The following is a 19,339-nucleotide window of genomic DNA, read 5'->3' on the forward strand; positions in this document are numbered from 1 at the left end:
GGCCGGCTTCCCCTCCCCGAGCAAGGGAAGCCGGGCCTCCGCGATGTGTCGCCGCCGCCTGCTCAGCAAGGGCAGGCGCGATCGGTCAGGTGGGGACTGTCACTTCAGCTCGCCGAAGAAGTCGCGCATGTCCTCGGCCAGCACCTCCGGCGCCTCCATGGCCGGGAAGTGCCTGCCCCGCTCGTACTCCGTCCACTGCACGTCGGCCGGTGGGTTGATGAGCCTGCGGGCCGTGGGGTCGGCGCCGAACACCGCGAACCTCTGCGGTACGGCCGGCGGCGCCCCCCAGTCGGAGGCGTGGGCCTGCTCGTACAGGTAACGCGCGGCGGAGATGCCGCAGCCGGTGAACCAGTAGAGGCTCACGATCGTGAGCAGCTGATCCCGGTCGTACGGCAGGTCGGGGTCGGTCCACCTCTCGAAGCTCTCCGCGATCCAGCCGAGCTGCCCCGCCGGCGAGTCGTTGAGCAGGTAGCCCAAGGTCTGCGGGCGGGTGTTCTGGATCGCCAGGTAGCCGCTGCCGTCGGCGCGGAACTCGGCGATCCGCTCCAGAGCCAGCTGGTCCACCGGGTCCGACGGGTCCAGCCGGTCGCCGACGCCGGGCAGGAAGGTCGCCGTGGCCGCCGCACCGTACGGGTCCGTCACCACGTGGAGGCCCACGACATGCTCGCCGTCGAGTCCCGCGACCGATCCCGAGACGCCGGAGCCGACGTCGGCCCCGTGGACGCCGTACCGGTCGTAGCCGAGCCGGCGCATCAGCTCGATCCACGCCCGGGCGGTGCGGCCCATCGACCAGCCGGTCTCGCCCACCGGAGTCGAGAAGGCGAAGCCCGGCAGCGACGGCACCACGAGGTGGAAGACCTGCCGCAGGTGCCCGATCAGCTTGGTGAACTCGGCGAACGCGCTGGGGTAACCGTGAGTGAGAACCAGTGGGAGGGCGTCGGGGTTGTCGGCGCGGACGTGCAGGAAGTGGATCCGCTGCCCCTCGATCTCGGTGGTGAACTGCGGGAACCGGTTCAGCTCCGCCTCGGCGGCACGCCAGTCGTATCCTCCGCCCCAGTACGCGGCGAGCTCCTTCAGGAACTCCAGCGGCACACCCCGGGACCATCCGACGCCGGGCAACTCGTCGGGCCAACGGGTCCGCGCCAGCCGACCTGCCAGGTCGTCGACGTCGGATTGTGGGATGGCGATGGTGAACGGCCGGACTTCCATCGCAGGCTCCTTCTCGGCTTGGGCGTTCCCACGCCGGTCCCGGCACACCTCTTTCGCATGCCCCGACATCGAATTCGGCGCATCTGGCGTACCTGGATTCGCTGACAGGCGTGGGCCATGGTGGATTCCACCCAAGGACGTTCCCTGGGCGATGGTGATCGTCAAAAAGATCGGGCCTGAAGAGGTCGGGCGGTTTTCGAACCGACGCACCGCGAGGTGTAAGACGGTCTCATCCTGAACCGGCGCGGTGTAACAGGCTCGTCGGCATGGCCACCCCGTACTGGCCATCGGTGCCGAGATCGTCGAGCCGAATGATCGAACGCATGGATTCCCCTTGAGATCTGAACCCGATCGCGGCCTATCATCCGTGACGCCGTGAATCTCCTCCAGACCTTTCGGGCTCAGTCGAAACACCCAGCTCCAGCGGTGGCAGGATCCCTCGATCGTCCCGCTGCGCCGTCCACGAGCATGCGCGTGCGGCCCTGGGGCCCGCGCCGATGCCATCGGGCGCTACCGGTTCGTTTCCAGGAGGGCGAGACCGAGGTCGGTGAGCTGATGCAGCATCCGGTTACGATCGCGCCGGCTCGAGACCAGGCCGGCCTGCCGCAGGACGGTGGTGTGCTCGCTGGCCGAGGCCACGGAGACGCCCAGCTGCCTGGCCAGTCCCGTAGTGGTCGTGCCGTCTCGCGTGCCGAGCGCGTTCAGCACCGTGGCCCGTGTGTGCCCGATCAGCGCTGTGAGCGCGGTGAGCGCCGTCGAGGCCCGGGTCGGCAAGGTGTCGGGGCCGCGCTCGACGGGATAGACCAGCACGGGCGGCAGCTCAGGATCGAACAGGGTCAGCGGTCCGCTGACGCAGAAGTAGGACGGGATGAGCAGGAGGCCGCGCCCGTGGAGGTGCAACTCCTGGTGACGGTGCCCCGGGACGCTCAGCCCGCCGTCCGACCAGATCATCGTCGGGCGCAGGCTGGCCAGCAGTCCTTCCACGCCGCCATGGGCCAGGGCCGTGGTGCGAATCCGGCGGTCCCGCGCCACAGCGGTGTCGATGCTCTGGCGGTACGGCGTCACGGTCATGTCGTAGCAGGTGCGTAAGGTCTCGGTCAGTTCGGCGAGCAGGGCGGGCTCGCCGTCGGTGAGGCGGCGCGTGCTGCGGGGCAGCGAGTGGCGCGCCGCCAGCAGCGACACGTTACGGCGCAGCACGGAGATCGGAGTGGAGCGAATCGCCTCCAAGCCGTGCTCCAGGCCCCGCACCGCCTCGATGGGGTTGAGGAAGTCCGGAAAGTAGCCCACGTTCGGCGTCAAGGCCAGCAGCAGGCTCAGGATCTCGCCTCGGCTCGCCCCCCGCACCGCCTCGCGTGCCTCCTGACGCCACCCGGCGAACAGCAGGTCGCCCCGCTGCGGCCGGAGCATCTGCAGGCTGAGGACGAGCTCCCACAGGGGGTCTGGCCCAGGGGCGATCCTGGTCCGCGCGATGTCGTCGCCCGTGAAGTGGATCTTGAGCATGAGCGGCCGTCCATGGTGGGTGCCGGACTTCTCCTACAGTTTCGTTCGAGGCTCGCCATTCATTAGCGTCGTCGATGACGAAGTCCGCCGTCGATCGCCTCGCCCGCCTTGTTGTTGTACGGGGCCTTTGACCTCGCCGCCGGCGGTCTCGGCCCGGATCGAGGTGGCCCGTGCCGCCCTGGCGGCCACGACCGGCATCGGCGCCCCGGCCACACAGCCCCTCACGCTCCGTCGGCGGCGGCACCAGGAGCCAGCCGGGGTCCCAGGGGTCTACGGCCGTCAGGGGTCTACGGCGCACCAGGTCTACGGCGCACCAGGTCTACGGCCGCCGGGGTCTACGGCCGCCGGGGGGCTGCGGCCGCCAGGGGACTGCGGCGCGCCAGGATGGCGGCGCACCAGGAACTGGCGGCGGCACTCTCTCTGATCGGGCGCGTGCAAGGAGAGCACTTCCTCGACGGGGACTGCTGGGCGAGGGGTCGTCCAGCAGACGCCACTGATGCTCCTTCCGTGGTGAGGCGTCAGGGGCTGTCGGGGACGGCGGCCTGCATCTGCGTCATGGTGCCCGTGGTGACGAGCAGCCCTCGGCCCTGGGGGCCGCCCACGGTGCCGCGGGGGATCCGTACGGTGAAGAGGTCGCCGTCGGCGGCGCTCTGCACCGAGAGCAGCACGCCCGTGCGGGACTTGCGCGCCTCCGCCACGAAACCGCGGTAGGCGGTGGTCAGGTCGCCTGTCGCGCCCGCGATGAGCAGGCCGTGGTCTCCGTCTCGGCCTGTGCGGAGCACGTCGCTCAGCACCTCGCCGAGCGGGCCGTCCGGATTGACCAGCTCCGCGTCGTCGACCACCACCACGTAGCGCTCGCGGTCGGAGATCAGCTCTCGCAGTCCCGCGCCCTCGCCGTCCAGCACCGCCAGTGCCCCGTCCAGGTCCCGCAACGGGCTGCGGCGGGGCACGACCGCGATGACCGGTGTGCCGTTGGAGATGAGCGACCTGGCGGCCGTGAGCAGCACGGACGAGCGTCCGGAACGGGCAGGGCCGGCGATGACCGCGCCCGGACCGTGGGCGAGCAGGTCCAGACCGAGCGGTGCCAGCGCGTCGCCACCGGCGCCCACCAGCGCCCAGAGGGGCGAGGGCGGCCTGAAGCCCGGCTGGAGTTCGAGGGCCTGACCGGCGGTGACGCGCATCGGCAACGCGTCGACCCGCAGCGGCGGCTCGCCCTCCCACAACCATGCCTGCCTGCCTGAGCCTCCGGAGTGGGCGCCTCCCCGGCCGTCGGGACGCGGATTCTGACCGGCCGCGTGCCGCCCCGCACCTCCCGCGACCGCCCCTTGCACGCGGGCCCCTCCTGCGTATGTCCCGTCCGCGCGTGATCCGTCCGCGCCTGTTCCGTCCGTATGTGTCCCGTCCGTATGTGTCCCGTCCGTGGGTGCCCCTTGCGCGTGCCGCCCTTCCGCAGGTGGTGCTCCGGCGGGCGACATCGCGGTGGATGAGGTCGCCGCCGCCCCAGGTGAAGCTGTGGGGAAGGGGAGCGGGGTGGCCGCCGCGACGGTGGCGCGGGCCAGGGACTGCAGGGCCGCCACCTGGGCCGGGCCCGAGGCGTCGGGGGAGAGGAGGGCGATCTGGTGCTCCACGATGCCGTGCTCGCCCATGGACAGGGCCCGGCCCGCGGGCATGGACGTCGGCAGTTGCTTCATGGGCATGCCGGCCAGGCCGAAGTCCGTGGGGTCGGAGAGCCGAAGGAGCAGGCGGTCGTCGAAGACCGTGGAGACCTGGCCGACGAGGGATGAGCGGTCGCCTGTGACCACGGCGCGCAGGCCCACCGCCGGGCCTTCGCGCAGCAGTTGCAGCAGGGCCTCCAGGAGGCGGCCGTAGTCGTAGCCCTCGAATGCGGCGACGTAGCCTTCCCAGCGGTCGAGCATGAGCACCAGCCAGGGCAGGCGGTGTCCCGCTTGGCGGTATTCGGCCAGGGAGGCGTGGCCTGCCTCTGCCAGGAGTTGCTGGCGGCGGCCTACTTCGGCCCGCAGGCGGGTGAGGAGGCGTTCGACCCGGTCGAGCTGGTCTCGGGTGACGACCGCGCCGCAGTGTGGCAGCGCCATGAGGGGCAGCAGGGCGCCGGAGCCGCAGTCGATCGCGTGGACGTGCACGTCGGAAGGCAGGGTGTGGGCCGCGATGGCGCCCGCGATCGTGCGCAGGGCGGTGGATCTGCCGGTGCGGGGCGCGCCCGCGACGAGCAGGTGGCCGCCGTGAACCAGGTCGAGCGCCAGCGGGCGCCGATCCTGCGCCCACGGCCGGTCCGTCATCCCGAACGGCAGCGGCTCCACTTCGCCGAACGCCTCTTCGCGCCCCGGCGGAACGGCGGTGGCGGGCAGGGGGAGGACGACCTGCGAGGGAAGTGGCTCCAGCCAGGGGCGCGGCTGCTCCGGCACCCCTGCCAGGCGTGCGGCCTCGATCAGCGCGTCCGTGACGATCGACAGGTCGGTGACGGCGGATTCCTCGGCGGGCTCGGGCGCCGCCGGGAGGGCTCTCCCGATCGAGTGCCAGCTCACGTCCACCACTCGTACGCCGCCGCTCGCGCCGGCACGGCCCCCCAACCAGGTGGGACCGTTCAGCCCGGGATGGCCGCCTGCCCCGGGATGGCCGCTCGGTCCGGTCTGACCGCCCAGGCCGGGGCGGCCGCCCGTCCCAGGGCTCCGGCCTGAGGGCTGTGAGATGGGGCTGCGGCCGCCCACTCTGGCCGTCTGGACGGCTGTGGCCGCGCCCGCGCCGGACTTCACGTAGCAGCGGCCGGGGGTGGACTTGGAGATGTGGGCGGCGTCCGGGAGGTCGATCACGTCGGCGGACTCGGCGGGCTCGGTGACGCGCAGGGCGATGCGCAGCGAGGTGTTGGCCTGGATGTCGGCCGTCACCACGCCGGCCGGACGCTGCGTGGCCAGGATGAGGTGGATGCCGAGCGAGCGGCCCCGGCGGGCGATGTCGACCAGGCCGCTGACGAAGTCGGGCAGCTCCGCCACCAGCGCCGCGAACTCGTCGATGATCAGGACCAGCCTGGGCAGCGGATGGCCGGTGTAGTCCTCGATGTCCTTGGCCCCCGCGGCCAGCAGAAGGCGCTCGCGGCGGCGGATCTCGGCGGCGAGCGAGTCCAGGGCACGCTGCGTCAGGTGGCCGTCGAGGTCGCTGACCATGCCGACGGTGTGCGGCAGGCGGGTGCACTCCTTGAACGCGGCGCCGCCCTTGTAGTCGATCAGCACGAAGGTGAGCTGGTCCGGACGGTTGACCACCGCCAGCGAGCAGATGAGGGTCTGCAGGAGCTCGGACTTGCCCGCGCCCGTGGTGCCCGCGACCAGGCCGTGCGGGCCGTCCGCGCTCAGGTCGATCGAGAAGGGGCCGTCGGGGCCGGTGCCGATCAGCGCGCGCGTGGAGCCCTCGTCGCGCCAGCGGGCCGCGAGCTCCTGGCCTGACAGGGAGCGCAGGCCGAGCAGCTCCAGCAGGCGCACCGACTCCGGCAGGTGGCCGGCCGTGTCCTCCCTGCTCACGTCGCGGATGGGGGCGAGTGCTCTGGCCAGGCGGTCGCACCACGAGGGGGACACGAGGTCCGCCAGGACCGGGCCGATGACGTCGAGGCCCCCGCCTCGCAGGTGGATCTGGCCGTCGGGGCCGCAGGCGGCGACCGTCGCGCACTCCTCCGGCAGCAGCCGCTGGTCGTCGTCGATGGCCAGGGTGTAGACGCCCGCTCTCGGGCCTTGGCGCAGGACCTGGGGCATGCTGGGCAGACCTCGCAGGGCCTGCGCGCCGTCGAGGACGACCAGCACGTCATAGGGGCGCGCGTCGTAGTTGGAGAAAGCCGGCGGCTCGGGGCCGCCGAGGTCGTCCCAGCCGGTGGGGATCTTGCCGAGCTCGGGGATCGCGGTGTTCTGCCGCTCGTCGATGAGGGCCGCGAGCTCGCCGACCCGGCGGGCGGCGGCCTCCGGATCGGCGCCGACCAGTGCCACGCATTCCTCGCCGCCACGCGGCGCGCAATGCGGCAGCCACCGCGTCCAGCCCCAGCGGCGCTCGCTGTCCGAGTGCGCCGAGATGACCACGATGGCCAGGTCGCGCGGGCTGTGCAGGGTCGCCGCCTGGCCGGCGAGCCAGCAGGCCAGGCCGGTGGCGGTGTCTCGCGGGCCGGTGACGCCCGCGACGCCGAGCCGGCGCATGGCCAGGGCCACCGGCACGGCGCGGCAGATCGGCGGCTCGATGGGGCCGCCCTGCTCCTCGCTGAGATCCAGGTTGGCCGGCAGGGGGGCGAGCCCCACCCTGAGGCGGAGCGCGTCGTCGTCGTGGATCCGGCGCTCCCACAGCCGCCTGCGCGGGCCGATGGCGGTCAGCAGCACCTGGGCCGGGTCGGGCGAGTCCGACCTGCGAAGCAGCTCGTCCTCGGCCCGCGCGCGCTCGACGGCCTCGTCATACGCGTCGAGCCGCTCCCGGTAATCCTTGAGCGCCTTCCTGTGCTGCTTCTTGCCGTGGCGGCGGTCGCTCCACCACTGGCCGACCATGATGACCGGGGTCATCAGCGCGATGAGCAGGAAATACCACTGATCGAGCACGTAGGCCAGCGTGAGGCCGAGCACCGCGGGCAGGAAGGCGGCCAGCAGTTGCAGCCGCAGTCCCTCGGTGCGGCTCGGCTCCTTCGGCCGCACGAACGCGCGGCGGCCCTCCGGACGGCGCAGCCGCGGCGGGCGGTTGTAGGCGACGCCGCCCTCGATCGTGGGAGTCAGGTGGGCGTCGGGGGGCTCGATGGCCATCAGCGTGAACAGTGAGGAACCGCACGCCAGCAGCGTGTCCTCCGGCCAGTCGACGGTGTCGGCGAGCGGCTGGGAGCCCAGTTCGGGCGGGGGCCTCGTGGCTTCGGAGGCGAACTCCGCCGCCTGCCGCTCCGCCACCCGCTCGGTCATCTCGGCGACCTCGTCGGCCCAGCGGCCCTTCAGCTTGAGCCGGGGCGCCTGCTCGGGCGCCGCGCGCAGCGCGCGCTCCACCGTGATCGCGTCGGGGGTCACCCGGATGGTCACCGCTTCGGGGGCGAGGGCGGGGTCGGCCACGGTGATCGCGCACATCGGGTCGGAGCCGATGACGTGGACGCCGAGCCCCAGCCGGTGGACCGCGCCGGCGGCCGGACCGCCGACGACCCGCACCTCGGCCACGCCGCCGGGCTCTTCGGTGATCGTGGCGCGGGCGAGGCGGGCGTCGACGGTGACCTTGTCCCCGTCGTGCAGCACGGCCTTGGCGGGCGCGCGCGGGTCGAGAGGGCGGCCGTTGCGCCAGAGGACGTCCGGCCTCTGGCCGGGTGCCCGGGGCGGCCCGGGCGGTGGCGCGGCGCCGTCCTCGCCGGGGGTGGAGCGGCGCTGGCCGGGGATGCGCGTGACCTGCGCGGGCGACCCGGTGGAGGACATGCCGTAGGGCGCCCGGGCTCTGGGCAGCCGGACGATCTCGGCGAGCGGCTCGTGGCCGCTGAGCGCCTCGCCCACCGCCGCGACCGTCGCGTCGTCGTCACCGTCGATCACAACATGACGGTCGCCCGCCTCGCCGAGCACGGTGAGCATGATCCGCATGTGCCGTCTCCTCGGTCGGACCTCGGCGCCAAGGTAGCGCCCGGAGCGAGGCTAGGCCCGCGGGATGACGCCAATGGCATGGAAGCCGCGGCCTGTGGACAACTCCGGACGGTAGGGCGGGGCCTGTGGAGAAGACCGTCCCAGCGAGCCCATATAGCCCGACCCCCCAGGATAAATCCGCTGATCACCGTTAATAAAGTGCCGCGTGTTATTCCTGTGACTCATACTCAGAAAAATCTATACTCGTCAACTCGCTAGAAACAATAGGCATCGATTATTTCTGGTTGACATCCCGCCTCCTGCGAAACAAGCATGGTTCCTCGCATTCGCGCCACGCCCCAGCGACCAAGTGCACATAATGGCGTGAATTCCGCAATTCACTAATGGGAGCCCCCCACCCATGAGGACCAGTGAAAAGCCCGCCGTCAACACGGCGGGGTTGTCGGGCCCGGCCTCGCGCAAGCTTCCCGTGCCTCCGCGCGAGCGCAAGCCTGCCCTGGCCGCCCTCGCCGTGCTGCTCATCCTGGGCGGAGCGCTCGCGACGACGCTGCTCGTGCTGCGCAGCGGTGACCGGATCTCGGCGATCAGGATCACCCAGCAGATCGGCGCGGGCCAGCAGTTCACCGCGGACGCCATAGAAGAGGTCCAGATAGCCGACACCGGCATCGCCTTCGTGAGCTGGTCGCAGCGGCAGCAGGTGCTCGACAGCTTCGCGGCCGTCACCCTCCTGCCCGGCACGCTGCTCACGAGCGAGATGGGCGTCAAGGCCAGCGCCGAGCTCGGTCCGGGCAAGGCCAAGGTGGGGCTGGCGCTCAAACCGGGCCAGATGCCCGTGGGTCTGAAACCGGGCGACCGGGTGCAGGTCGTGTACGTGCCGGGCCGCAGCAGCCAGACCGAGAGCCGGGTGCTGGCGCAGAGCGCGCTGGTCTTCGGCGTCGGCGAGCGGGGCAGGACCGGCGGGACCGGGCAGATCACCGTGATCGTGGAGACGCAGGTCTCGCCGGTGATCCTGCAGTACGCCTCCAGCGGCGAGGTCGCCGTGGCCGAGCTCCCCGGGGCGCGCTGAGGTGGCGCTGATCGTGCTGGCCGCCGACAAGGGCGCGCCCGGGGTCACCACCGCGGCCACGGCCCTGGCGGCCGTATGGCCCAGGCCCGTGCTCCTCGCCGAGTGCGACCCCGCCGGCGGGGACCTCGCCTACCGCCTGCCCGCGGCCGACGGCGGCGTGCTCAATCCGGGCAAGGGCCTGCTCACGCTGGGGGCGACGGCCCGCCGTGGCCTTGAGCCCGCGCAGATCCACCAGCACACGCAGAAGATCGTGGGCGGCCTGGACGTGCTGGTCGGCATCACCCATGGCGAGCAGGCGGCCGGTCTCACCTGGCTGTGGGGCCCGCTGGGCAGATCGCTGGCCGCGATCCCGAACGCCGACGTGATCGCCGACTGCGGCCGCCTCGGCGCGCATCCGCAGCTCGGCGACCTGCTGGCCGAGGCCGACCAGGTGGTGCTGCTCACCAGGCCCACCCTGGACCACGTCGCCCACCTGCGTGAGCGCCTGAGCATCACCAAGGCGCACGGCGTGGTCGTGATCGCCGACCCCCGCAACTACCGCTCCTCGATCGACGACGTGCGCCGGATCGTCGGGCCGTACGTCGGATTCGTACACGGGCTCGCCCATGACGCGAAGGGCGCCGAACTGCTGCGCGGTCAGTGGGGCGGCAGGCTCGACCGCTCGTTGCTGGTGCGTACGGCGCGAGATCTCGCGGGACGGCTGGTGGGGCACCGATGATCGATCACTCCCTCGTCAAGAGGTTCCGGCAGGAGGTCGGCGACCGCCTCGCGCACCAGCGCCGGCTCGACCAGGCCAACGGGCTGCCCGCGATGACGGGCGAGGACGAGCGCCAGTTCGCCAGGGCGCTGATCTCGCAGGTGCTGGAGGAGCACGCGCGCAACGAGATCGGACTCGGCCGCACCCCGCCGACGGTCGAGGAGGAGGAGGCGCTGGCGGCGGGCATCCACGCGGCCCTGTTCGGCGTGGGCCGCCTGCAGCCGCTGCTGGACGACCCCGAGGTCGAGAACATCGACATCAACGGCTGCGACAAGGTCTTCGTGAGCTATGCCGACGGCCAGGAGCTCATGCACGATCCGGTGGCCGAGTCCGACGAGGAACTGATCGAGCTCATCCAGATCCTGGCGGCGTACTCGGGGCTGTCGAGCAGGCCGTTCGACACCGCCAATCCGCAGCTCGACTTGCGCCTGCCCGACGGTTCGCGGTTGAGCGCGGTCATGGACGTGACGGTGAAACCCGCCATCTCGATTCGACGTGCCCGCCTCGGCAAAGTCTTTCTTTCTGACTTGGTGGGAAATAACACGATAAGCCCGGAGATTGGCCGTTTTCTCTCTGCGGCGGTCGGCGCCCGCAAGAACATAATGATCGCCGGCTCGACGAACGCGGGAAAGACGACGCTGCTGAGAGCCCTGGCCAACGAGATCATGCCGGTCGAGCGCCTCATCACCGTCGAACGAGCCCTGGAGCTCGGCCTCGACCAGTTCCCCGAGCTCCACCCGAACGTGGTCGCCTTCGAGCAGCGCCTGCCCAACTCCGAGGGCCAGGGCGAGATCACCATGGCGGAGCTCGTACGCAGGTCGCTGCGCATGAACCCCAGCCGCGTGATCGTCGGCGAGGTGCTCGGCGACGAGATCGTCACCATGCTCAACGCGATGACCCAGGGCAACGACGGCTCCCTGTCCACCATCCACGCGAACTCCAGCATGGAGGTGTTCAACCGCATCGCCACCTACGCCCTGCAGGCGCGCGAACGGCTCCCGATCGAGGCGACGCACATGCTCATCGCGGGCGCGATCGACTTCGTGGTCTTCATCGAGAAGCGCAACGACTATCACCGCGGCGGCACCCTGCGCCGCTACGTCTCCAGCATCCGCGAGGTCAACGGCTGCGACGGCCGCGTGCTGTCGAGCGAGGTGTTCGTGCCCGGCCCAGACGGCTCCGGGCTGCCGCACGCGCCCGTCTCCTGCCTCGAAGAGCTGGCCGCCTACGGCTACAACCCAGGGGGCTGGTGAGATGTTCACTTTCGACCCGCTGGCCCTGCTGTCCGGCGCCCTCGCCGGCGCCGGCCTCTTCCTGCTCTTCCTCTCCCTGTACGGCCTGCGTCCGCGCCCCTCGCAGCCGAAACGGCACATGGTCCAGATGCTGACCACCCGCGCCGCCGTCGCCGGTGTCGCGGCCGCCCTGGTCCTGGTCGTGACCGGCTGGCCCGTCGTGGCCGTCGGGGTGGTGCTGCTGGTGTTCGCCTGGCGCGGCCTGTCAGGCGGCGCGGCCGAGGAGCGGGGCGCGATGCACCGCCTGGAAGGCCTGGCCGCCTGGACCGAGTCGCTGCGTGACACGATCGCCGGCGCGGCCGGCCTGGAGCAGGCCATCCCGTCCTCGATCAGGGCCGCGGCCCCCGGGCTCCGGCCTCACCTGCGCGCGCTGGTCGACCGGCTGCACACCAGGATGGCGCTTCCGGACGCGCTCGCCAGGTTCGCCGACGATCTCGACGATCCCTCGGCGGACCTGGTCGTGGCGGCGCTCATCCTCAACTCCAAGCTGCGCGGCCCCGGCCTGCGCGACGTGCTGGGGGCGCTGGCGGTGTCGGCCCGCGAGGAGCTCGACATGCGTCGCCGTGTCGAGGCCGAACGCCGCTCCACCAGGCGCAGCGTCCAGATCGTGGTGGTCACCGCACTGGCCTTCGCCGCGCTGCTCGTCGTGTTCAACCCCTCGTACGTGGGCGAGTACGACAGCCTGCTCGGCCAGGCGGTGCTCGTCATCGTGGCGGGCCTCTTCGGCGCCGGATTCGCCTGGATGCGGCGCCTGGCCAGGTTCGACAAGCCCACGCGACTGCTCGTCGGAGGCGACCATGGTTGAGGGGGTGCTGGCGGGCGGCGTGGCGGGCCTCGGCCTGTTCCTGCTGCTGCGGGCGCTGTTCCCGGCCCGGCCAGGGCTGGTGGCCCGGCTGCTCGCGCTGGACGCGGTGCGCGAGAGCACGGATGCGCCGCGTATCCAGCTCGTCCTGCCGGATGAGGAGGTCAGCGCCTTCCGGCGCGGGCTGGGCGCCCGGCTGGCGCGCCTCTACGGGGCGCGCGGCTGGCAGGCCCGCTCGGTCAAGGCGGACCTCGCGCTGGTGGGACGCTCGTTCGAGGGGTTCCTGGCCACCAAGGCGCTGCTCGCGGCCAGCGGGCTGCTGGCCTTCCCCGTGCTGTTCGGCTGGCTGCTGCTGATGGGGTGGGGCGCCTCCGCGACCATCCCGTTCTGGGTGGCCGTGCTGGCGTCGCTCGTCTTCTTCTTCCTGCCCGACCTACAGGTCAGGCGGGACGCCGCCGCGCGTCGGCGCGACTTCCGGCACGTCGTCGGCGCCTTCCTGGACCTGGTCTCGATGAACCTGGCCGGCGGGCGCGGCGTCCCCGAGGCGCTGATGATGGCGGTCTCGGTCAGCGGCGAGCAGCCCAACTGGGCGATGGCCCGCATCCGCGACGCGCTGAGCGGGGCCAGGATCGTTGGCATCACCCCCTGGCAGGCGCTCGGCCAGCTCGGCGAGGAGATCAACATCGACGAGCTGCGAGACCTGTCCGCAGCGCTCGGCCTGGTCGCCGACGACGGCGCCAAGGTGCGCGCCTCCCTGACCGCGCGGGCCGCCACGCTGCGCCGTCGTGAGCTGGCGGAGATCGAGGGTCGAGCGGGCGAGCGCTCGCAGTCGATGCTCGTCGCCCAGCTCCTGCTCTGCGCGGGGTTCGTGATCTTTCTCAGTTTTCCGGCCGCTATGAAGATGTTGGGGTCCTAATGAACCATCCGTGGATCATCTATCTGGTGGCGCTCCTGAGCGTGCGCATCCACCGTGCCCGTACCGCGCCGAGCCGCGGCGCCTCCGCCGTCGAGTGGGTCATCATCACGGCCATCATCGCCGGGGTCGCCCTCGGCCTGGCCACGCTGATCAGACAGCTCGTGGAGGACAAGCAGAGCGAGATCGAAGGCACGTTCGGCGGGGGCGGTGACGGCGACACGTGACACCCCGGAAGCGCGGCGAACGCGGCGTGACGGTGGTCGAGCTGGCCCTGCTCATGCCGGTCATCCTCGCCACCGTGCTGCTCGTCGTGCAGGTCGCGCTCTGGTTCCACGGCCGCCAGGTGGCGGAGGCGGCGGCCAGGGAGGGAGCCCGCGTGGCCAGGTCGGCGCCCGCCGATTCCACCGGCTGGGAGCAGGAGGCGCAGGCCAAGGCGCAGGACGTGGTGGCGGCGATCGGCCCGCGCCTGCTCTCCGGCGCGTCCGTGACCACCGCCGAGAAGCCCCCGGACGAGCGCCACGTCATCGTCACCGGCAGCGCCGTCCAGGTCGTCCCGCTGCTGCCGGTGCTCACCTTCACGATCACGGCCACCTCGGGCGGCCCGATCGAGTGCTTCCGCCCGGACGACGGCGGCGAGGACTGCGAATGACGGCCGAGTCGCGCGAGCGGGGCTCCATGGCCGTCGAGACGGTGATGCTGGCACCGGTGTTCCTGCTGTTCCTGCTGTTCCTCGTGGGCGCGGGACGGCTCGTCGAGGCGCAGGGGGAGGTCAACGGCGCCGCCCGGGACGCCGCCCGCGCCGCCTCGGTCCAGCGCACGTTCGAGACCGCCGAAGCCGCCGCCGAGAAGGTCGCCACCGACGCGCTCCAGGACGGATGCGCGAACCCGGCCGTCTCCCTCGACGGCTCCGAATGGGAGGAGGGCGGCCAGGTGCAGGCGGAGGTGACGTGCGAGCTGGACCTCGCCTTCCTCGGCTTCGGCGCGACCAAGCAGATGACCGGCACCTCCGTGGTGCCGCTGGAGCAGTTCAGGAGGGTCGAGTGAGGCGGGGGGAGCGCGGATCCATGTCGGTGTTCACCGTGCTGTTCTCCGTGGTGGTCTTCCTGCTCGCGGGGCTGCTCGTGGACGGCGGGTCGGCGATCAACGCGCGGCTGCGGGCCGCCGACGTCGCCGAGCAGGCCGCGCGGGCCGGCGCCGACGAGATCGACATCGACCACCTCCGGGCCACCGGCGAGGTCCGGATGCTGGCCGAGGCGGAGGTCTGCGCCAGGGCGGACGAGGTGATCACCGCGACGGGCGGCGCCGACGTCACCCCGGCGAGCTGTGCCGTCGAGCAGGGGCAGGCCCTGGTGACGGTCGCCGTGCGGGTCCGCTGGGACGCCTTCTTCCTGGCGGCCATCGGGTTCCCCGGTTCGGAGATGGAGGGCGAGGCGAGCGCCGCGCCCGAGGCGAGATGAGCCAGACCGAATCGGGCCGGTCGGTGGATGGGGGACCGGTGAGTCGGGAGGCTGGAAGCGAGAAGGGAGAGGCGATGCCGACGCGAGAGCCCGCGCGCCCCGCCGCACAGGGACGACCGCGCACGCTCAGGCAGGCGCCCGCGCGCATCCCGCCCCGGCGCCGCCCGGGTGACGTGCTGGCCGGGCTCGGGGCGCTGGTGCTGCTGGTGGCGCTGGTCGGCGGTGTTCCGTACGCGCTGCTGAGGTTCGCCGGGCCGCCGATCGCTCCCGAGCTGCTCGACCTCGACCTGCTCACCAGCCGCGTCGGGCCGAGCACGATCATGGCCGTGCTGGTGGCGTTCGTCTGGCTGGCCTGGCTGCAACTCGCCGTCTGCGTGGTGGTCGAGGTGTACGCGGGGGTGCGCCGGGTCGGGATGCCGGCCAGGGTGCCGCTGTCCGGCGGGACGCAGGCGCTGGCCAACCGGCTCGTCTCCGCCGTGCTGCTGCTCTTCACCGCGGGCGCCGTGGTGGTGCCGATCGCGAGGCTGGCGACGCCGCCGCCTGCCGCGCCCCCGATGACCGCCGTCGCGTTCACCGCGCCGGTCGTGGAGCAGGCGCGGGAGACGCAGCGGAACAAGAAGGTGTACGTCGTGCAGCCCCCGCACGGGCGCCACCACGAGAGCCTGTGGGAGATCGCCGAGAAGTGTCTGGGCGACGGGCGGCGCTATCCGGAGATCTTCCGGCTCAACCAGCACAAGGAGCAGCCCGACGGCACCCGCCTGCGGATGGCCGACCTGATCAGGCCCGGCTGGGTGCTGGACATGCCGGACGACGCGCGGCACACCCACCTCGTCCCCGTCAACCAGGCCAGGGCCCAGACGCTCAAGGAGCATCCGGCCAAGCCGGGCGGCGGCGAGCGGGAGACGGTCAGGGAGCACGTGGAGCAGACGGTCACCGAGAGACAAGGCGTCGCCAAGCCGAAGGCGGAGGCCCCCGGACCGCGGGAGAGCGTGGCGGACGAGCCTGCCGCCTCCGGCCTCGAGTTCGTCGACTTCCTGGCCGGCGCGTCGCTGGCCGCCGCGGGGCTGCTGGCGGTGCTCGGCGGCAGACGCCGCCAGCAGCTCTGGCACCGCCTGACCGGTCACCGCGTCGTACGCCCCCGCGGTGACGCGGCCGAGGCGGAGGTGGCGCTCAGGCTCGGCGCCGACACCCCCGGCGCCCGCATCCTCGACCTCGGACTCAGGCTGCTCGGCACCGAGCTGGCCGCCGCCGGCCGGACCCCGCCGACCGTCTACGCCGCGCACCTGTCCCCGCGCACCCTCGATCTGTGGATCCACCCGCCGGACGGTGACCCGCCCGCCCCCTGGACGGCCCAGGACGGCGGGCAGGTGTGGCGGCTGGCTGCGGCCGAGGGGCGCCTGCTCGGCGAACAGGCGGGTGGGGCGCCGTACCCGGGGCTGGTGTCCATCGGGACGGACGCGAGCGGCCGGGTGCTGATCGACCTGGAGGCGGCGCAGGGCCTGATCAACATCCGGGGCCCGCAGACGACGGCGGCGCTGGCCGCGCTCGCCGTGGAGCTGGCCACCAACCGGTGGTCCGACCGCATGCGGATCACGCTCGTCGGCTTCGGCGAGGAGCTGACCGCGATCGCCCCCGACCGGATCAGGGCCGTCGGCGGGCTGGCCGAGGTGCTGCCGGAGCTGGAGGCGACGGCCGCCCCGCGCCAGGAGGTGCTGACCGGCAGGATCACCGGCCGGCCCCGTGACGCGCACTACCTGCTCTCGGCGGTGGCGCCCACTCACGACGAGGCCCGCAGGCTGGCCCTGCTCGCCCGCAACGACACGGCCGGTTACGTGGTGACCGGCGAGGTGCCGCACGCCACCTGGACGTGGGAGATCACCGAGGACGGCCGGGCCAGGATCCCGGAGCTCGGGTTCGAGGTGACCGCGCAGCTCCTGCCGCGCCGCCACTACCGCGCGTTGATCGAGCTGTTCCGCACGGCCGACAGGCTCGACGGCGAGGCGATGCCCGAGGCGGAGCCGCTGGCCGACCTGCACCCGCCCGCGGTGGAGATCAGGCTGCTCGGCCCGATCGAGGTCGTCGGGCCGGACCCGCTGGAGCAGGGCCGGATGGCGCTCGCCACCGAGCTGCTGGTCTACCTGGCCACGCATCCGGGAGGGGTGCATCCGGTGGTGCTCGGCGGCGTGCTGTGGCCGCGCGGGGTGCAGGCGATGGTCAGGGACGCCACGATCGCCCGGGTCGCCGACTGGCTGGGCCCGCGCCACCTGCGCACCGACGAGGCGGGCAGGCTCACGCTCGGGCCGGACGTGCGCACCGACTGGGCGCTCTTCCGTGAGCTGGTACGCCGCTCGCACGGCGATGCGACGGCTCGCGCCGTCCTGCTCGAAAAGGCGCTCGGCCTGGTCAGAGGGCCGCTGCTGAGCGGGCGGCCGGCAGGCCGCTACGCGTGGCTGGCGGGCGACGAGCTCGAGTACGACGTGTCGGCGGAGGTCGCAGACACCGCGCACCGGCTCTGCGAGATCCGGCTGGCCGACGGCGAGCCCGACGCCGCGATCGCAGCCGCGCGGGCCGCGCTGCTGCTCGCCACCGACGACGAGACCCTCTGGCGCGACCTGCTGCGGGCCACCCACGCCACCGGCGACCTGGCCCGGTTGCGCGCGGTCGTCGAGGGGCTGACCAGGCGATCCACGTCCCACCCGCACGGCGGCGGGATGGCCCCGGAAACCGAGGCGCTGATCGACGAGCTGCTGCCGTCGTGGCGCCTCCACGTCGTCAGGGAGTCGACAGCATGAGACGGATGACGGCCGGTCCGGTGTCCCTGATCGGGCTCCTGCTCGTGGCGGGATGCGGGCAGGCCGAGCGGCCCTACAGGCCGGGTGAGGCGCCGGTCCCGGCGACGAGCGAGGTGAAGGCCGCGCCGGCCACCAGCCGGCCGCCCGCCACGATCGACGTGGGCGGGGACCTGAAGGTCCGGGTCGAGTGGCCCGCGAGGAACGACGCGCTGGTGCGGCTCTTCCCTGACTACTACGCCGAGTCGTGGCAGGCGGTCGTGTCCGGCGGCGACCGCTACCTGCGCCACGTCGAGCCCACGCTGGTGGGCGAGGCGGCGGAGTGGGTGCGCGACTTCACCGGCCGGCAGCGGTCGGTCAGCGGCGTCGCGCGGCTCTTCCGCCTGCGCGTGAAGGCGGTCGTGGGCAAGGGCGCCGAGCTCACCGTGTGCGTGGACGAGACGAAGATGCGGGTGATCTCCACCGGCACCGGTGAGGCGGTCACGCCGCAGCCCGCCTCCAGCCGCGCCCCCTATCTCCAGATCGTGCTCGCCCACCGTGGCGACGACGGTGTGTGGCGCATCAGGCAGTTCCGCAACAGCAAGGAAGGGTGCAGCTGATGAAAGGCCTGCTTCCCGTGATCGTCGCCGGCTCGCTCCTGTTCGCGGGCAGTGCCGAGCCTCCTCGTGGTCCGGAGGCGGAGGGTTTCCAGGACGAGACCACGGCCGGGGTCGTCCTGCGGAACTCCAAGATCCGCATCAGCGGCGACGGCGTCAAGGGCGGAAAGAGCGACGGCTACGAGCTCAAGAGCCCCTGCTGGTACGAGCCGGGCCTGGACGCGGAGAAGATGTTCGCGTTCATGTCGGACCCGCGGGCCAACGCCTCCAGGATCCAGGCGGACGAAGAGGGCTTCGCCGCCTTCGTCAAGCGGTTCAAGGACAAGGTGGGGCAGCCGGGGCTGTGGTGGACTCCGGCCTACAACGCGGCCGATCCCAAGGGCGCGGCCTGCTGGGCGGGCCTCGAGCTGTTCGTCTTCGTGCCGCCGAACACCACCCCGCCCAGCGGGATCACGTTCGAGGAGCTCGCCGAGATCGCCAGGGCGGCGCTGACCGTGCCGGAGGGGGCGGTCAAGCTCAACCCCGACGCCAAGAGCTACGTCAACCTGCCCACGTTCGTGTGGCTGGAGGGGATCGGGCAGCCGCGGCGCTCGGTCACGGCCACGCTGCCCGGCGTCATGAGCGCCACCGTGGTGGCCACCCTGGAGGACATCAAGATCGACGCGGGCGCCGGCGCGGACCGGGCCGAGGTGCGCGAGCAGGGGTGCGGGGCGTCCGGCAAGCCGTACGTGAAGGGCGCCGAGTTCACCTGCGGGGTGCGTTATCTGCGCGCCTCCATCGACCGGCCCCGCCAGGTCTACGAGCTGACCGTGACGAGCGTCTGGCCGGTGGAAGTGACCGAGCGGGTGGTGCCGTTCCAGTTCGCGCCCGTCGAGGTGGAGGTCACCCGTGACGTGCCGGTCGGCGAGGTGCAGAGCAACGTCCGGCCCTAGGCGATCACCGCGGCGAGCGGCGCAAGCTCCGGCAGCTCGGCCGCCTCGGCCAGCACGTCCTTGAGCACCGTGTCGTGTGTCGGCCGGGCCGCGGCCAGCAGCTCGCGGCCGGCCGGGGTGACCTCGGTGTAGATGCCCCTGCGGTCGTCCTCGCACAGATAGCGCGACAGCAGCCCGCGGCTCTCCAGCCGGGTCACCAGCCGCGTGGTGGCGCTCTGGCTGAGCACGACCGCGCGGGAGAGCTGCTGCATGCGCATGTGCCAGCCGTCCTGGCGGCCGAGCACGTCGAGCACGGTGTATTCGCTCACGCTCAGGCCGTGCTCCTTCTGCAGCGCCTTCTCCAGCCGGTCCTCGATCTTTCCGTGCAGCGCGGCGAGGGTGCGCCAGCCCTGGGCGCGCGCCTCGACGGCGTCGTCGGCGATCGGCATGTGACACCTCCTC

General features: G+C 72.4%; 16 protein-coding genes. 12 read left to right on the forward strand and 4 right to left on the reverse strand.

What is annotated here, in order from left to right; genetic code table 11:
* Positions 1–99 precede the first annotated feature (99 nt).
* The 3 genes from V5E28_RS15930 to V5E28_RS15940 all read right to left on the reverse strand — a co-directional run bounded on the left by V5E28_RS15930 (position 100) and on the right by V5E28_RS15940 (position 8,291).
* Positions 100–1,209 (reverse strand): epoxide hydrolase family protein, encoded by a 1,110-nt coding sequence (locus V5E28_RS15930; protein ID WP_336207664.1) that lies wholly within the window; start codon positions 1,207–1,209, stop codon positions 100–102.
* A 510-nt stretch (positions 1,210–1,719) separates the two neighbouring features.
* Complete coding sequence (locus tag V5E28_RS15935) at positions 1,720–2,709, reverse strand: ArsR family transcriptional regulator (protein ID WP_336207665.1); 990 nt, start codon at positions 2,707–2,709, stop codon at positions 1,720–1,722.
* Positions 2,710–3,227: 518 nt separating this feature from the next.
* The gene (locus V5E28_RS15940; protein ID WP_336207666.1) at positions 3,228–8,291 is read right to left on the reverse strand and encodes an FtsK/SpoIIIE domain-containing protein; all 5,064 of its coding nucleotides are present in this window, start codon (positions 8,289–8,291) and stop codon (positions 3,228–3,230) included.
* A gap of 400 nt (positions 8,292–8,691) precedes the next feature.
* Here V5E28_RS15940 and V5E28_RS15945 point away from each other — a divergent pair, with 400 nt between their 5' ends.
* From V5E28_RS15945 to V5E28_RS16000, 12 genes are all read left to right on the forward strand, one after another.
* Complete coding sequence (locus V5E28_RS15945) at positions 8,692–9,357, forward strand: hypothetical protein (protein ID WP_336207667.1); 666 nt, start codon at positions 8,692–8,694, stop codon at positions 9,355–9,357.
* A 1-nt stretch (position 9,358) separates the two neighbouring features.
* Positions 9,359–10,075 (forward strand): hypothetical protein, encoded by a 717-nt coding sequence (locus V5E28_RS15950; protein ID WP_336207668.1) that lies wholly within the window; start codon positions 9,359–9,361, stop codon positions 10,073–10,075.
* The gene (locus tag V5E28_RS15955; RefSeq protein WP_336207669.1) at positions 10,072–11,367 is read left to right on the forward strand and encodes a CpaF family protein; all 1,296 of its coding nucleotides are present in this window, start codon (positions 10,072–10,074) and stop codon (positions 11,365–11,367) included. The genes V5E28_RS15950 and V5E28_RS15955 overlap by 4 nt, the downstream gene beginning before the upstream one ends.
* Position 11,368: 1 nt before the next feature.
* Positions 11,369–12,211 carry a type II secretion system F family protein gene (locus V5E28_RS15960; RefSeq protein WP_336207670.1) on the forward strand — a complete coding sequence of 281 codons (843 nt, stop codon included), beginning with the start codon at positions 11,369–11,371 and terminating at the stop codon, positions 12,209–12,211.
* Positions 12,204–13,124, forward strand: coding sequence for a type II secretion system F family protein (locus tag V5E28_RS15965; RefSeq protein WP_336207671.1), 921 nt, complete (start codon positions 12,204–12,206; stop codon positions 13,122–13,124). The genes V5E28_RS15960 and V5E28_RS15965 overlap by 8 nt, the downstream gene beginning before the upstream one ends.
* Positions 13,124–13,348 (forward strand): hypothetical protein, encoded by a 225-nt coding sequence (locus tag V5E28_RS15970; protein ID WP_336207672.1) that lies wholly within the window; start codon positions 13,124–13,126, stop codon positions 13,346–13,348. The genes V5E28_RS15965 and V5E28_RS15970 overlap by 1 nt, the downstream gene beginning before the upstream one ends.
* Positions 13,345–13,773 (forward strand): TadE family protein, encoded by a 429-nt coding sequence (locus V5E28_RS15975; protein WP_336207673.1) that lies wholly within the window; start codon positions 13,345–13,347, stop codon positions 13,771–13,773. The genes V5E28_RS15970 and V5E28_RS15975 overlap by 4 nt, the downstream gene beginning before the upstream one ends.
* Positions 13,770–14,168, forward strand: coding sequence for a TadE/TadG family type IV pilus assembly protein (locus tag V5E28_RS15980; RefSeq protein ID WP_336207674.1), 399 nt, complete (start codon positions 13,770–13,772; stop codon positions 14,166–14,168). The genes V5E28_RS15975 and V5E28_RS15980 overlap by 4 nt, the downstream gene beginning before the upstream one ends.
* Before the next feature lie 20 nt (positions 14,169–14,188).
* Positions 14,189–14,581, forward strand: coding sequence for a pilus assembly protein TadG-related protein (locus tag V5E28_RS15985; protein ID WP_336207675.1), 393 nt, complete (start codon positions 14,189–14,191; stop codon positions 14,579–14,581).
* A gap of 74 nt (positions 14,582–14,655) precedes the next feature.
* Entirely contained in the window at positions 14,656–17,373 is a 2,718-nt protein-coding gene (locus V5E28_RS15990) for a BTAD domain-containing putative transcriptional regulator (RefSeq protein WP_336207676.1), read from the forward strand.
* Positions 17,370–17,969 (forward strand): hypothetical protein, encoded by a 600-nt coding sequence (locus V5E28_RS15995; protein WP_336207677.1) that lies wholly within the window; start codon positions 17,370–17,372, stop codon positions 17,967–17,969. The genes V5E28_RS15990 and V5E28_RS15995 overlap by 4 nt, the downstream gene beginning before the upstream one ends.
* Positions 17,969–18,898, forward strand: a complete 930-nt coding sequence (locus V5E28_RS16000) for a hypothetical protein (RefSeq protein ID WP_336207678.1) — start codon at positions 17,969–17,971, stop codon at positions 18,896–18,898. Before V5E28_RS15995 ends, V5E28_RS16000 begins: the two co-directional genes overlap by 1 nt.
* On the opposite strand, the gene V5E28_RS16005 is transcribed toward V5E28_RS16000, so the two are convergent.
* Positions 18,895–19,326, reverse strand: a complete 432-nt coding sequence (locus tag V5E28_RS16005; RefSeq protein ID WP_336207679.1) for a MarR family winged helix-turn-helix transcriptional regulator — start codon at positions 19,324–19,326, stop codon at positions 18,895–18,897. The two genes, V5E28_RS16000 and V5E28_RS16005, sit on opposite strands and share 4 nt — an antisense overlap.
* Between the last annotated feature and the right edge of the window lie 13 nt (positions 19,327–19,339).

The organism is Nonomuraea sp. LPB2021202275-12-8 (assembly GCF_037044575.1).
GTDB lineage: Bacteria > Actinomycetota > Actinomycetes > Streptosporangiales > Streptosporangiaceae > Nonomuraea.

Excerpts from the sequence above, each read along its gene's own strand:
- V5E28_RS15930 (WP_336207664.1), bottom strand. The coding sequence starts at position 1,209 with ATGGAAGTCCGGCCGTTCACCATCGCCATCCCACAATCCGACGTCGAC.
- V5E28_RS15935 (WP_336207665.1), bottom strand. The coding sequence starts at position 2,709 with ATGCTCAAGATCCACTTCACGGGCGACGACATCGCGCGGACCAGGATC.
- V5E28_RS15940 (WP_336207666.1), bottom strand. The coding sequence starts at position 8,291 with ATGCGGATCATGCTCACCGTGCTCGGCGAGGCGGGCGACCGTCATGTT.
- V5E28_RS15945 (WP_336207667.1), top strand. The coding sequence starts at position 8,692 with ATGAGGACCAGTGAAAAGCCCGCCGTCAACACGGCGGGGTTGTCGGGC.
- V5E28_RS15955 (WP_336207669.1), top strand. The coding sequence starts at position 10,072 with ATGATCGATCACTCCCTCGTCAAGAGGTTCCGGCAGGAGGTCGGCGAC.
- V5E28_RS15960 (WP_336207670.1), top strand. The coding sequence starts at position 11,369 with ATGTTCACTTTCGACCCGCTGGCCCTGCTGTCCGGCGCCCTCGCCGGC.
- V5E28_RS15965 (WP_336207671.1), top strand. The coding sequence starts at position 12,204 with ATGGTTGAGGGGGTGCTGGCGGGCGGCGTGGCGGGCCTCGGCCTGTTC.
- V5E28_RS15970 (WP_336207672.1), top strand. The coding sequence starts at position 13,124 with ATGAACCATCCGTGGATCATCTATCTGGTGGCGCTCCTGAGCGTGCGC.
- V5E28_RS15980 (WP_336207674.1), top strand. The coding sequence starts at position 13,770 with ATGACGGCCGAGTCGCGCGAGCGGGGCTCCATGGCCGTCGAGACGGTG.
- V5E28_RS15985 (WP_336207675.1), top strand. The coding sequence starts at position 14,189 with ATGTCGGTGTTCACCGTGCTGTTCTCCGTGGTGGTCTTCCTGCTCGCG.
- V5E28_RS15990 (WP_336207676.1), top strand. The coding sequence starts at position 14,656 with ATGCCGACGCGAGAGCCCGCGCGCCCCGCCGCACAGGGACGACCGCGC.
- V5E28_RS15995 (WP_336207677.1), top strand. The coding sequence starts at position 17,370 with ATGAGACGGATGACGGCCGGTCCGGTGTCCCTGATCGGGCTCCTGCTC.
- V5E28_RS16000 (WP_336207678.1), top strand. The coding sequence starts at position 17,969 with ATGAAAGGCCTGCTTCCCGTGATCGTCGCCGGCTCGCTCCTGTTCGCG.
- V5E28_RS16005 (WP_336207679.1), bottom strand. The coding sequence starts at position 19,326 with ATGCCGATCGCCGACGACGCCGTCGAGGCGCGCGCCCAGGGCTGGCGC.